The organism is Leptotrichia sp. oral taxon 498 (assembly GCF_002240055.1).
Lineage (GTDB): Bacteria > Fusobacteriota > Fusobacteriia > Fusobacteriales > Leptotrichiaceae > Leptotrichia > Leptotrichia rugosa.
On sequence record NZ_CP016753.1, the window covers coordinates 1,880,391 to 1,894,294 of the forward strand.

General features: G+C 29.0%; 13 protein-coding genes. 2 read left to right on the forward strand and 11 right to left on the reverse strand.

All coding sequences use genetic code 11. From position 1 onward, the window contains the following. Positions 1 to 23: 23 nt before the first annotated feature. The 11 genes from metA to lpxC form a co-directional block, all read right to left on the reverse strand. A complete protein-coding gene (gene metA / locus BCB68_RS09320) occupies positions 24 to 947 on the reverse strand; it encodes a homoserine O-acetyltransferase MetA (protein WP_094080526.1) in 924 nt (307 codons plus the stop codon). A gap of 46 nt (positions 948 to 993) precedes the next feature. Then, complete coding sequence (gene dnaN, locus BCB68_RS09325) at positions 994 to 2,121, reverse strand: DNA polymerase III subunit beta (RefSeq protein ID WP_094080527.1); 1,128 nt, start codon at positions 2,119 to 2,121, stop codon at positions 994 to 996. 18 nt (positions 2,122 to 2,139) lie between these two features. Then, positions 2,140 to 2,964 (reverse strand): sigma-70 family RNA polymerase sigma factor, encoded by an 825-nt coding sequence (locus BCB68_RS09330; RefSeq protein WP_094080528.1) that lies wholly within the window; start codon positions 2,962 to 2,964, stop codon positions 2,140 to 2,142. A 30-nt stretch (positions 2,965 to 2,994) separates the two neighbouring features. Then, positions 2,995 to 4,029, reverse strand: a complete 1,035-nt coding sequence (locus tag BCB68_RS09335; RefSeq protein ID WP_094080529.1) for an NAD(P)H-dependent glycerol-3-phosphate dehydrogenase — start codon at positions 4,027 to 4,029, stop codon at positions 2,995 to 2,997. Between the two features lie 9 nt (positions 4,030 to 4,038). After that, positions 4,039 to 4,671, reverse strand: a complete 633-nt coding sequence (plsY, locus tag BCB68_RS09340) for a glycerol-3-phosphate 1-O-acyltransferase PlsY (RefSeq protein ID WP_094080530.1) — start codon at positions 4,669 to 4,671, stop codon at positions 4,039 to 4,041. Between the two features lie 19 nt (positions 4,672 to 4,690). Then, positions 4,691 to 6,127, reverse strand: coding sequence for an MATE family efflux transporter (locus tag BCB68_RS09345; protein ID WP_094080531.1), 1,437 nt, complete (start codon positions 6,125 to 6,127; stop codon positions 4,691 to 4,693). Between the two features lie 51 nt (positions 6,128 to 6,178). Continuing rightward, positions 6,179 to 7,315, reverse strand: a complete 1,137-nt coding sequence (lpxB, locus tag BCB68_RS09350) for a lipid-A-disaccharide synthase (RefSeq protein ID WP_094080532.1) — start codon at positions 7,313 to 7,315, stop codon at positions 6,179 to 6,181. A gap of 63 nt (positions 7,316 to 7,378) precedes the next feature. Further along, entirely contained in the window at positions 7,379 to 8,182 is an 804-nt protein-coding gene (locus BCB68_RS09355; RefSeq protein ID WP_094080533.1) for an LpxI family protein, read from the reverse strand. A 188-nt stretch (positions 8,183 to 8,370) separates the two neighbouring features. After that, positions 8,371 to 9,150: an acyl-ACP--UDP-N-acetylglucosamine O-acyltransferase gene (gene lpxA, locus BCB68_RS09360; RefSeq protein WP_094080534.1), complete on the reverse strand. Its 780-nt coding sequence runs from the start codon at positions 9,148 to 9,150 to the stop codon at positions 8,371 to 8,373. Positions 9,151 to 9,179: 29 nt separating this feature from the next. After that, complete coding sequence (gene fabZ / locus BCB68_RS09365; protein ID WP_094080535.1) at positions 9,180 to 9,605, reverse strand: 3-hydroxyacyl-ACP dehydratase FabZ; 426 nt, start codon at positions 9,603 to 9,605, stop codon at positions 9,180 to 9,182. Positions 9,606 to 9,719: 114 nt separating this feature from the next. Next, positions 9,720 to 10,565 (reverse strand): UDP-3-O-acyl-N-acetylglucosamine deacetylase, encoded by an 846-nt coding sequence (gene lpxC / locus BCB68_RS09370; RefSeq protein ID WP_094080536.1) that lies wholly within the window; start codon positions 10,563 to 10,565, stop codon positions 9,720 to 9,722. Between the two features lie 257 nt (positions 10,566 to 10,822). Here lpxC and BCB68_RS09375 point away from each other — a divergent pair, with 257 nt between their 5' ends. Further along, positions 10,823 to 12,163 (forward strand): FAD-dependent oxidoreductase, encoded by a 1,341-nt coding sequence (locus BCB68_RS09375; protein ID WP_094080537.1) that lies wholly within the window; start codon positions 10,823 to 10,825, stop codon positions 12,161 to 12,163. Positions 12,164 to 12,465: 302 nt separating this feature from the next. Continuing rightward, positions 12,466 to 13,845, forward strand: a complete 1,380-nt coding sequence (argH, locus tag BCB68_RS09380; RefSeq protein WP_094080538.1) for an argininosuccinate lyase — start codon at positions 12,466 to 12,468, stop codon at positions 13,843 to 13,845. Positions 13,846 to 13,904 lie beyond the last annotated feature (59 nt).

Below are 13,904 nucleotides of genomic sequence, written 5' to 3' on the forward strand. Positions count from 1 at the left end.
TTTTAGGTCAGTTTTATTTTTTATTAAAGATTTTTCAATTCTCTCAAATCATACGGAGTATTTTGGTACACATGATGATTAACCCAATTTGAAAAAAGTAAATTTGCATGTCCTCGCCAAACAAATGGTGGAATTTTTGTAGGATCATCATTTGGATAATAATTAAACGGCACTTCTATTTTTTTACCCAATTTAACATCTCTTTCGTACTCTTTTGCCAAAGTCATTCTATCATATTCCAAATGTCCCATAATAAAGACATCTCTTTTATCTTTAGTTCTTACAATGCTCACTCCAGATTCTTTTGAATTTTCCAATATTTCCAACTCTATCACTTTTTCGATGTCTTCAGCTCTTACTTCTGTATGTCTTGACTGCGGCATATTAAAAATTTCATCAAAACCCCTTAAAAGCATAGTGTGACAAATTTTTATTTTTAGTGGATAGATTCCAAAAAGTTTCTTTTTTAATTTATATTTTTTAATTCCATAGTGATAGTATAAAGAGGCTTGTGCTCCCCAGCAAATTGAAATCGTTGAGTAAACATGCTTTTTGCTCCATTTCATAATTTTTGTAAGTTCATTCCAGTAAATTACTTCTTCAAATTCTAAATTTTCCACAGGAGCTCCTGTTATAATCAAACCATCAAAATAGTCATTTTTAATGTCGTCAAATGTTTTATAAAAATTTGCCATATGTTCTTTTGAAGTATTTTTTGAAACATATGATGCCATTTTTAAAAATGTAACTTCAATTTGAAGCGGTGTGTTGCTAAGAAGTCTTAAAAGCTGAGTTTCTGTTTCAATCTTAGTCGGCATTAAATTTACTATCACAAATTTTAAAGGTCGAATATCTTGCGACAATGCTCTACTTTCTTTCATTACAAAGATATTCTCTTTTGCTAAAATCTCTACTGCCGGTAAATTATTAGGTATTTTTATAGGCATTGTGTATTATTCCCCTTTCTGATTAATATTTACTAAAAATTTAAAATTAACTTTCTCTAAGTGCTAGTGGCATAGTAAAATAAAGTGAATTTGGATTATTTTCATCTTTTATAATAACCGAACTTTTTTCATTCAGTAATTCTAAAACTGTCACTTTTCCTTGTATTGTAGAAATATAATCAATTAAAAATTTCACATTTAATGAAATTTTTAAATTTTCTCCTTCTTGAATAATTATTATTTTTTCTTTTATTCTAGCGTTGTCATTTGTCCCTGTAAGAGTCAATTTATTATTTTCAAATTTAAAAACTGCTCCATTTCTGAATTCTTTATTTTCCTTTACAAAAATGGATGCTCTTTTTAAGACGGATAAAAAGTCTTTTGTATTTAAAAGTACTTTTTTATCGTGTTTTGAGCTATTTAAAATTGATTTATAATCTGGAAATTGCAAATCTATCGTTCTTGTCAGAATTTCTACATTAGAAAATTTAAAATAAACTTTTGAACCATCTGATTTTAACATTATTTCACTTTCTTCCACTAATTTCATAATTTTTATAAGTCCATCAATTGTTTTTAGCGGAATACTCACAATTAAGTTTTCTTTATTTCTTTGACTTTCTTCCAAATCTTCTTCAATGTAAGTAAGTCTATATGTATCCGATGAAATTAACTTTAATTTGTTTTCTTCTATTTCTAAACGGATACAGTTTACCGCTAAGTTTTCTACATCTGTCGCAGCTGAAATTTTTACATTTTCAATATAATTTAATAATTTTTCTTTTAAAAACACATATTCAACTCCATTCTCAAGTTTCGATTGAATTGGATAATTTTCCGCTGAATAAAGTGAAAAATTTGCATCAGTTGCGCTAGTTTTTATCACTAACATTCCGTCTTCTTCTGCAAGTACAATTTTTTCATCAGAAATCTGTTTCAAAAATTCTTCTATTAATTCATGTTTTATTACAATTTTCCCATGTTCTTCTATCTGAGCTTCGATTTCAGTATTTATCGACAGTTCCAGGTCAGTTCCTCTCAAAACCGCTCTATTGTCAAAAGTTTCAATGTAAATCCCAGATAAAACTTCCCTAATTTTATTTTCTGTTACAGCTTTTTCGACAATATTAATCGCTTTCAACAACGCTTTTCTATCAACCGTCATATTTAACATAATTCCACCTCTTTAATTTTATAATATATCTTTATATTTCTTCAAATGTTCTTTCAATTTTGTTATCGCTTTTTTTTCTATTTGCCGCACTCGTTCCCGGGTAATTCCCATCATTTCGCCAATTTCCTTCAAAGTATAAATTTTATTGTTGTAAAGTCCATATCTGTACTCCAATATTTTCTTTTCTCTTTCTGTTAAAACATTATTTAGTAATTCTCGCATTTCCAGTAATTGATCTTCTTTTATAATTTTTTCTTCGACATCATCATTTTTACCAATAACATCTTCTAAAAAAATATTATCTCCTACTACTTCATTCAACGAAATCATATCTTGAAATTCATTCATAAGTAAAACTACTTTATTTTCTTTTAAGTCAATTTTTTGGGCAATGTAGCTAGTTGATGGCATTTCGCCGTGAGTTGCCATATAATCTTTCATAACTTTGTTTACTTTGGACAGCTGTTCATATTTATACGATGGTATTCTAATGTCCCGACCGATATTTATGATTGCCTTTTTAATGGATTGTTTTATCCACCAAACCGCATATGTACTAAATCGGTGACCTTTTTCATAATCAAATTTATTTATTGCTTTTATTAATCCTATATTTCCTTCACTTATTAAATCTATTAATGGAAGTCCATTTCCCAGAGATTTTTTGGCAGTACTTATTACTAATCTTAAATTTGATAATATTAATAACTGTCTTGCCTGTTCATCATTTTCTTCTTTTATCCGTCTTAATAAATCGTACTCCTCTTCTTTTGAAAGCAAGTTAAACTTTTGAATATCACTTAAATATAACGACATCAAATTTAAATTGTTATTTTCTTCCATTTCACACTCCCACTTTTTTCTTTAAAATTTTTAATTTGAAAATTCTGATTTTAAATCTCTACTCATAAATGTCTTCTCCAAATCGGTTACTGGTTTTCCTTTGTAAATAACTTCGTAAAGTGCTGTAAAAATAGGTGCATTTAAATTATTTTCCTTTATAATTTTGTAAAGCGCTTTAATTGTCTCAGCTCCTTCGGACACCATTTGCATATTTTTTATTATATCTTCTATTTTCTCACCTTTTCCTAATTTTTCTCCTACGTATCTATTTCGGCTATGACGGCTTGTACAAGTTACGATAATATCTCCCAGTCCAGATAATCCCATAAATGTCTTTTGATTTGCATTATAATATTTCGCAATTTCAAACATTTCGTTTATTCCACGAGTAATAAGCGCAGCTTTTGTATTATCTCCATAACCTAGACCGTCGGCGATTCCAGCTGCTATTGCAAGGCAGTTTTTTAATGCCCCCGCAAGTTCTGCTCCCATTAGGTCCGTCCCTGTATAAACTCTGAAATAACTATTACTAAATGTCTTCTGTACAATTTTTGCTGAGTTTTCATCTTTTGAAACTGAAAGTATTGCTGATGGTAATCTTTGCGCTACTTCTTCTGCGTGAGTAGGCCCAGCTAATAAAACATAATTATAATTTTTATTTTCTAATTCTTCATCAACTATTTCAGAAATTCTTTTTTTAGTAGAAATTTCCAATCCCTTTGCAACATTTACTAGTATTATATTATAATTTAAGAAATTTTTCAATCTTTTTAAAACACCTCTTAAAAATTGCGTTGGTGTCGCAAGTAATACAATATCTATTTTTCCATATTTTTTTTCATCAGTTAAAACCTTTCCATAATCGTCTATGATATTTAATTCATCTGGCAATTTTATTCCCTTCAAAAAATTTGGATTTGTTTTTGTAGTTTTCATAACATCTCTAACCTCTTCGTTATACTCCCACAAATAGACATTATGACCATTTTCAACTAATAATTTTGAAAGGCAGCTTCCCCAGCTCCCACCACCTATTACTAAAATATTTTTTTTGTTTCCTGACATTGCTTTTACCTACTTTCCTTTTTTATTTTTTAAGCTAAATTTCGATTCAGTCCCATTTTTTAATCTCTCAATATTGCTCTTGTGTTTTAAAATTATTAATATCGCTATTAAAATTCCCAAAAATGTGTAAATTAAAATATCTCTATACATTAAAAATATAAATATTGGAAGTAATATTGCTGCACAGATTGAAGAAAGCGACACATATCTAAAAATTGCAAAAACTATAAAAAATATAATTGCTGAAAATAATATAGCTTTTGGTACAAGTATCACAAATACTCCCAGCGTTGTAGCAACGGCTTTTCCACCTTTAAATTTCAAAAATATGGAAAAAATATGTCCCAATATAGCACAAATTCCAACTAATACAAAATCTATATTTTTAATATTTGTCAGATTTTGAAAAAAGTCCATTTTCAAGCTAACTGCAATTAGTGTTGGAACAAATCCTTTTAAAATATCCAAAATCAACGTCAAAAGCCCCCATTTTGGTCCTAAAACACGAGCTGCATTTGTAGAGCCAGTATTTTTACTTCCATGTTCCCGCACGTCTATTCCACAAAAAGCTTTCCCAATCCATAGTGCATTTGGAATACTTCCCAGCAAATAGGAAATCACCATAAGTATTATTACTCTCATAATTTTTACCTCTTTTTTATTAATTTTCTCTTTTTTCTCTAATTGCTATTTTTTCATTTTCTCTTGCAGCAGTTAAATCTTTCATCTTTTTATTTTCCTTATACCAAAGCACAGCAAGTATTATAAAAAATACAAAATCTGTAAATGGCTGTGCATACCAGACACCATTTAACTTAAATACGTTTGAAAAAATTATAACGACTATTAAAAAGATGATAACTTGTCTCAATAAATTTAAAATTACAGAATATTTAGAACGTCCTGTTGCTTGAAAGTAATTCGGTATAATGATTCCAAAAGACGACAAAATCACAAGAGAAAAATAAATTCTCATAGCCTTTTCCCCTTCCTTCAAAGCAGAAATCGTACTTTTTTCATTAAAAAATAAAACCATTTCTTTTGGAAAAATCATTACAACTGCCCAAAATATTGCAGATAATCCAACACCAGCATACACTGCTGTAAGTAGCGATTCTCTAACTCTTTCATAATATTTTGCTCCATAATTAAACCCCACAATTGGCTGAATTGCCTGTGAAACCGAATAGACACTCATCGTCATCAGCGGCAAATATGAATTTATAATAGTCATAATTGCAACTCCATAAGTTCCGCCATTTATATCTACAATTTTATTTGTAATCACTCCCACAAGAGAACTTGCGGCTTGTAGTAAAAATGGCGACATTCCAATTGATAAAACGTCCATTATAATTTTTTTATCCAACTTTAATTTATTAAATTGCAAAACCAATTTACTTTTTTCTTCTAGCTTAAACCCAAATAAATTAACTTTAAAAGGAAATTTTCCAGCTGTTAAAAAATATAAAACAAATACTGCTGACAGCACATTTCCTATCAATGTTGCATAAGCTGTACCTTCAATTCCAGTGTGTAAAATTATAACTGCCACATAATCTAAAATAATATTGACAACTGCACCGATTAACATTGAAAACATTGCAACGTTAGGTGCTCCTACTGAATTTAAGACATTAGTCAGTCCATAAGAGTAAAAAAGCGGTAATATTGCAAACATAATTATTTGTAAATATGCTTTTGCATATGGCAAAGTTTCACTATTTGCTCCCGAATATGTTAAAATAGTGTTTATATTCAATATTAGCACGAGATATAAAAAAATACCAAAAACTGCAAACATTGTAATTGTATTTCCTAAAACTTTTTTTGCCGCACCTTTTTTACCTTGCCCTAACCTAAGCGAAATAATTGTCCCCGCTCCAACTCCAATTAACATTGAAAAAGCAATTATAAGCATAACTATATAAAACGCTATTCCAGCACCTGCAAGTGCTTTTTCACTAATTTTTCCAACAAAAAACCTGTCTACGATATTGTACAAAACAACCACAGCTGAACCTATAAGTGTTGGAATAAAATATTTTACAAATAATTTAAATATCGAATTATTTGACAATTCATCTTGTTTTCCCATATTTTTTCCTCTATTTTTTCCTCTTTTTTCAAAATTATACTATAAATCATACTATTGAATTTTAGAAATTAAATATTCCGAAATTTTTTCCAAAACTCCAAAATTTCCAAATTTTTCTTTTTCCAGTTTCAAACTTTGTACAATCTTTTCTTTATTTTTTTCCATTTTTTCCATTTCATCCAAAATCTTTTGAGATGAAAAATCTTCTTGCAGCAACTCTTTAAAAATTTCTTTTTCAGCGTTTAAGTTAGTTAAAGTAATATATTTTATTTTAACGATTTTTCTCGCTATAAAAGCATTTATTTTAGAAGTTTTGTAAACTACTATGACAGGCAGCCCCATAAGAGCCATTTCAAATGTGACCGTACCAGAAGTCGCAATTGCAAACTTACATTCATCTCTAATTCTTTCAACTTTTTCAAATGAAATTTCCAGATTTTTTAAGCTTTTAAAATTCATATTAAACTTTTTATTTATTTTATCAATATATTTAATATGTGATTTATCCGCAAGCTTCATTATAAATTTTTCATTTTTAACTTTTGGACTTGTCAAAACTTCATAAATCACAGGCAAATATTTTTCAATTTCCTGCTCACGGCTTCCTGGCAAAAGTAAAATTTTTTCTCCTAAATATTCACTAAACTTATATTTATCAACAAATGGATTCCCAAAATAATGAACTTTCAAACTTCTTTTTGAATCACTTCCAAATTTTTCAAGTGTCTTGTCAAAATATTTTTTTTCAAAAGGAAAAATCGCAACGACATCATCAAAGTTTTTCAATTTTTTAATCCTACTTTTCCCCCAGGCCCAGACTTTTGGCGGAATGTAATAAATTGTTCTTATATTGGGAATTTCTTTTTTTACCAAATCAAAAAACTTCAAATTAAAGCCACCAAAATCAACAAAAATTACTGTTTTTATTTTTTCTTTTTTTATAAATTCAATATATTCTTTCGCTTTTTTCTTAAAATACCGATATTTTTTCACAGCTTCTACAAATCCCATCACATCATTATTTTTTATATGATTAACTACATTCACTCCAGCTGCGATGGATTTATCACCGACAACTCCGTAAAACTCAATTTTTTCTTTTTTTTTCATCTCTTCTACAATATAGGAAGCATGTAAATCTCCCGACATTTCACCACAAGAAATAAATACTTTTTTAGTTTTTTCCATAATTTTACCTATTTTCTTTTTCTTTATAAAAGTAAATTTAAAATAAATTCCATAAAAATATTTCTAAAATTTAATTCCCACTATAAATATTTTATTTTTATTTGCAAAATCAATCACTTCTTCTTTATCAATAAACATCATTTTGTCTGCTTCAATAACTATTCCACGCCCATTTATCTGCACCACTTTTTTCACAGTTTCAAGACCAATTGTCGGAATGTCAATTCTATAATCTTGATCATTTCTAGCCATTTTCACAACGATACATTTTTTTCCAGCAAGTTTTCCTCCTCGCAAAATAGTCTTATCCGTCCCTTCAATTCCTTCAAGCGCAATGACAGACTGATTTTTTACGACGACAGTTTGTCCAGCATCAATACTTGTCAGCATTTTTGCTGCTTCTATTCCGATTTCTATCGTTTTTTTCTCATTTTTATCAGGACTTGCTTTTGTATAAACTTCTTCACTTGCCATAAATTCATCAAGAAGATAATTTTGCGGTAAAACTGTTATATTTTCACTTTCAATATAATCTATTATTGCTTTTAATATATTTTTATCCTTTTTATTTTTAGTTGAAAGCAAAATTTTAGTAGCCGTCAAGTCAAATTTCAAATTGGAAAAAATGAGATTTTTTTCAACTTTTCCCAGCATTATCAGATGAGAAACATTATTTTTTTTAAAATAAGAAATAATTTTACCAACTTGTGCTACGCTATATTTTACCGAATTTTTATAATTTTTCACACTCTCTTCAACACTCTCAAACAAATAGACGCAAAATATCTCAATCCCCTTTTTTTGACAAGCATTTAAAAATAATTCTGGCAACTTGCCATTTCCGGCAATTAATCCCACTTTTTCCATATTTTTTCCTCTATCTTTTTTTGTAAATACAAATTTATAAAAAAATTAACCCAAAATAAATACACCTAGTTAATTTTCTAAATCATTTATTTTGAGAAAATTTATATTAATTTGATTCAATAAATTTTTTTATTTATAGAAATTCGAGATTTCTCACTAAATTTCGTTAATTTTTATTTCACTAATTTTTATCTTGTAATTCCTCTTTTGCTCTTTCTGATAAATTCGACTAATTTTACCACGTCTTCATTATCTTTATAATCTTTTTCCAAAATTTGCAGCGCTTTTTCCAATTTCAATTTTTTCTTAAAGATAATTTTATAAACTTCTCTTAAAGTTTTTATCTGCTCTTCAGAAAATCCTCTTCTCTTAAGCCCTACAATATTGATATAAACGGCTCTCGCTTTATTTCCTTCAGAAAGCATATAAGGAACTACATCCTGATTCACAGCTGAACATCCACCAATCATTGCATGTCTTCCAACTCTCGTAAACTGATGTATCGCCGTAAGTCCACCGACAACCGCCCAATCTTCAACTTCCACATGTCCCGCAAAAGTAGCTGCATTTGCTAGAACACAGTGATCTCCAATAATACAGTCGTGGGCAATGTGAACATATGCCATAACAAGAGTGTCATTTCCAATTCTTGTTTCATACTTATCAGTTGTTCCTCTATGAATTGTAACAAATTCTCTAATTTTATTATTATTTCCAATTATAACTCTAGTTTTTTCGCCGTTAAATTTTAAATCTTGTGGTACTTTTCCGATTGACACAAAGGAAAAAATATAATTATTTTCTCCAATTATAGTTTCACCCTCAATTACAACATGAGATTCTATGACTGTTCCATTTCCTATTGAAACTTCAGGACCTACTACCGAATATGGACCTATTTTTACATTTTCCCCTATTTTAGCATTTGGATCAACAATTGCCGTTGGATGTATATTATTTAAACTCATAAATTAATACCTCTCGTTTTCATTCGTCTTTACATATCTGTTACTGCAAATTTTAATTCTCCTTCGCTCACTACGGCTCCATCAACCAAACATTTTCCTTTAGCAACGATAATATTTCTTCTCACGCTCAATTTTTCCACTTCAAGTCTTAATTGATCCCCAGGTACAACAGGCTTTCTAAATTTACATTTGTCAATTGACATAAATAAAGGTATCTTTCCAGGTTCTAGCATAAGTAGCCCAACTGCCTGTGCAAGTGCTTCCATTTGCAATACCCCCGGCATAACAGGTTTTCCTGGGAAATGTCCTTGAAAAAATTCTTCATTCATTGTCAAATTTTTAATGGCGACCAAACTATCTGTCCCATTTTTTTCTATCACTCTATCTACCAATAAAAATGGGTATCTATGTGGCAATATTTTCATAATATCTTCTATATTCATAACTGTTTCCATCTTAAAATTCCCTCCTAATTATTTTTTTATTTAAATTATCTATATTATATTTTATTTTTTTATAAATTACAAGTTTTTTTAATAAAAATTTTTATTTTAAAAATATAAATTTTTTTATATTTCAAATTTTTTTGCAATCATTTCAGTTAATTTTGCATTTATAAAATGTCCAGCTTTTATTGCAATTATATGTGCTTTAATTGGAGTTCCCAAAACATACAAATCTCCGATTATGTCCAAAATTTTATGTCGCACAAATTCATTCTCATACCGAAGCCCTTCAGGATTTAATGGTCCATCTTTGCCAATCACAATAGCATTGTCCAAACTTCCTCCAAGAGCAAGATTATTTTTTTTCAAAAAGTCTATTTCGTAGTCAAATGCAAAAGTTCTGCAACTTGCAATTTCTTTTTCATAATTTTCTAAATTTACTTCAAATTCAAAATATTCTGATTTTAGAAATGTATGATTAAAATCTATTGTGTAAGAAATTTTAAACCCGTCATATGGCAACGCCAAAACATATTTTCCATTTTTTTCATCAGAAAAAATAACAGGCTCAGTTATAATCAAAGGTTCTATTTCTTCTTCCAGTTCCAAAACTCCAGCACTTTTAATTTTTTCCACAAACTTAATTGAACTTCCGTCCAAAATTGGCATTTCATTTCCTTCAATTTCCACAAAAACATCAGTAATCCCACAAACTGAAAGTGTCGACATAAAATGCTCAATTGTGTGAAGTTTTACTCCATCTTCATTTTGAATATTCGTTCCTCTCTCTAAATCAAACAAATTTTTGTAATTCACTTTTATGATATTATTCTTATCACAGACATCCACCCTTTCAAAAACAATTCCAGTTTTTTTGCTCGCAGGCTTTAAAACCATTTTTATCTGTTTTCCTTTGTGAAGTCCAATTCCATTTATCTCAACTTGATTTTTTATAGTTTTTCTTTTCATAATTATTAAAAATCTCCATTATTTTATTTTTCTGTTTTTTATAAATTATAAATTTTATAAAAGCAAAATTATTACAAATTAATCTTAACATTATTTGAAAATTTTTTCAATTATATTTTTTTATATTTTTAATTGTTGTTTTTTTTAAATTTTGTAGTATAATTATAATAACTACAAATTAATAAAAAAAATATTTTTATAAATATTATAATTTATTAATCGAAAAAATAATATTAATTATAAAGGAGAGGTTTTTCATGAAAGTAGTCGTTATTGGATGTACTCACGCTGGAACCGCAGCTATAAAAAACTTAAAAAAATTGAATCCAAATACTAAAATTACGGTATTTGAAAGAAATGACAACATTTCTTTTTTATCTTGCGGAATCGCACTATATATTGGTGGAGTTGTCAAATATCCAAAAGGGCTTTTTTATTCTTCGCCTGAAGAATTATTTGAGCTTGGAGTTGACACTCGGATGAAGCACGATGTCACAGATGTTGACGTAAAAAATAAAAAATTAAAAGTTAGAAATTTGGAAAATAACGAAGAATTTGAAGAAACTTATGATAAATTAATCGTTACATCAGGTTCTTGGCCAATTATTCCAAAAATTGATGGAATTGGGTTAAAAAATATTTTACTTTGTAAAAATTATAATCATGCCAATAAAATTATTGAAAAAAGTAAGTCGTCAAAAAAAGTTGTCGTTGTCGGTGCAGGTTATATCGGTGTTGAATTGGTCGAAGCATTTAAAGAAAATGGAAAAGAAGTTGTTTTGGTTGACGCTGAAAAAAGAATTTTGAGTAAATATTTTGACAAAGAATTTACAGATGTGGCAGAAAATACATTGAAAAATAATGGAGTTACAATTGCAACGAACGAAAAAGTGCTAAAATTTATTGGAGATAATGACAATAGCAGAATTGTAACAAAAGTTATCACTGACAAAAATGAATATGAAGCAGATTTAGTGATTATGTGTGTAGGTTTTGTTCCAAATACAAAACTTTTTGAAAATCAATTAGAAATGCTTCCAAACGGCGCTATAAAAGTTGATAGATTTATGAGAACCAGCAATAAAGATGTGATGGCTGCTGGAGACTGCTGCTCAGTTTTTTATAATCCGCTTCAAAAGGAAATGTATATTCCACTTGCGACAAATGCAGTTAGAATGGGAACTCTAGCTGGACTAAATATTTCTGAAAATAAATTTGAACATCCAGGAACACAAGGAACTTCAGGAATTAAAATTTATGAAAATAACATGGCTGCAACTGGACTTACTGAAGAAAGTGCAAGATCATTTGGATTGGATGTAGAAAGCGCAATTGCAGTCGATAATTACAGACCTGAATTTATGCCAACTTATGAGTCTGTTACACTAAAAGTAATTTTTGACAAAAAAACAAGACAGATATTAGGAGCTCAGCTAAACTCAAAATTCGATTTAACGCAATCAATAAACACGCTGTCTGTTTGCATTCAAAACAAAATGACAATCGACGATTTAGCATTTTTAGACTTTTTCTTTCAGCCACATTACAACAAGCCTTGGAATTTTATAAATCTCGCTGGAATTAATAGCTTGAAATAAGTCTACGTTATAATTTTTTTTGAAAAGTTATGAAATAATATTGTTAATTATAGGAAGGGATTCTGTTTCCCTTTTTTATTTTAATTTTTTAAGAAAAAAGATTTTAAACTTGTCGTTTAAGATATATTGTTAATTATTTATGCAAATTTTATTTAATTTATTTGATTTATAAATTTACTATAAAAATAACGTCCGATAATATATTCTGAATTAATACAACTTTTTGAACTTTTAAATATCTCTTTTTTTTGTTATAATAATAGCAAAAATAATACTTTTTATAAGAAAGGAAAAATAAAATTATGAAAAAAATGTGGGAAGGCCGTTTTAACAAAGAAACTGACAAATTACTAGAAAAATTTAATGCATCTATTACTTTTGACAAAAGAATGTATGAAGAAGATATAAAAGGAAGTATCGCTCACAGCAGAATGCTTGGTAAACAAGGGATTATCTCTTCTGAAGAACAAAAAGAAATTGAAAATGGACTGCTTCAAATAAAAAACGAAATTGAAAATGGAACTTTTGAGTTCAAAATTGAAGACGAAGATATTCATATGTCAATTGAAAAAAGATTGACTGAAATTATTGGCGCTGTCGCTGGAAAACTTCACACAGCTCGGAGCCGAAATGACCAAGTGGCACTTGATGTGAGAATGTATGTGAGAAAAGAAGCTAAAAAAATTAAAAAACTTCTTGTAAATTTTGAAAATGTTATTTTGAACCTATCGGAAAAATATGAAGATATAATAATTCCAGGTTATACGCACTTGCAAAGAGCACAGCCTATCTTGTTTTCTCATCACTTAATGGCTTATTTTCAAATGTTTAAAAGAGACATCACAAGAATTGATGACTTTTTAAAAAGAAGTGATGAAATGCCGCTTGGAGCTGGAGCACTTGCCGGAACAACTTTTGACTTAGATAGACATTTTGTTGCACAAGAACTTGGATTTTCTAAACCGACTGAAAATAGCTTAGATTCTGTGAGCGACAGGGATTTTATAATTGAATTGGGTATGATTATTTCGGTAATTTCTATGCATCTGTCCAGATTTTCTGAAGAAATAATTATCTGGTGCACATCTGAATTTTCATTTATAAATTTGGACGACGCTTTTGCAACTGGATCTTCGATTATGCCACAGAAAAAAAATCCCGACATAGCGGAACTTGTGCGTGGGAAAACTGGAAGAATTTACGGAAATTTGATGGCAATTTTGACTACAATGAAAGCTCTTCCACTTGCTTATAATAAAGATATGCAGGAAGACAAGGAAGGAATTTTTGACTCAATTGACAACATCAAGCTTTGCATCGAAATTTTTTATTCAATGTTAAATACTGTTACAGTAAACAAAGAAAAAATCTTTGACTCAATGAAATACGGATTTTTAAATGCGACTGATGTGGCTGATTATTTGGCAAAACACGGCGTTCCATTTAGACAGGCACACAAAATTGTTGGAGAAATCGTTTCTTACTGTGAGAATAAAAAGATTGCAATTGAAGACATGACACTTTCTGAATTTCAAAATTTTTCTGAAATATTCAGAGAAGACATTCAAAATGAAATTACGATTGAAAACTGTGTCAATAAAAGAAACTCCTTCGGTGGAACTTCGATTCAAAATGTCAAAATGCAAATCAAAAATGCAAAATCATTTTTAGAAACAATTTAAACTAGAAAAATAGGGAGAAATTCAATTTCTCCCTTAAATATAAATCTTTACTTCTCCAA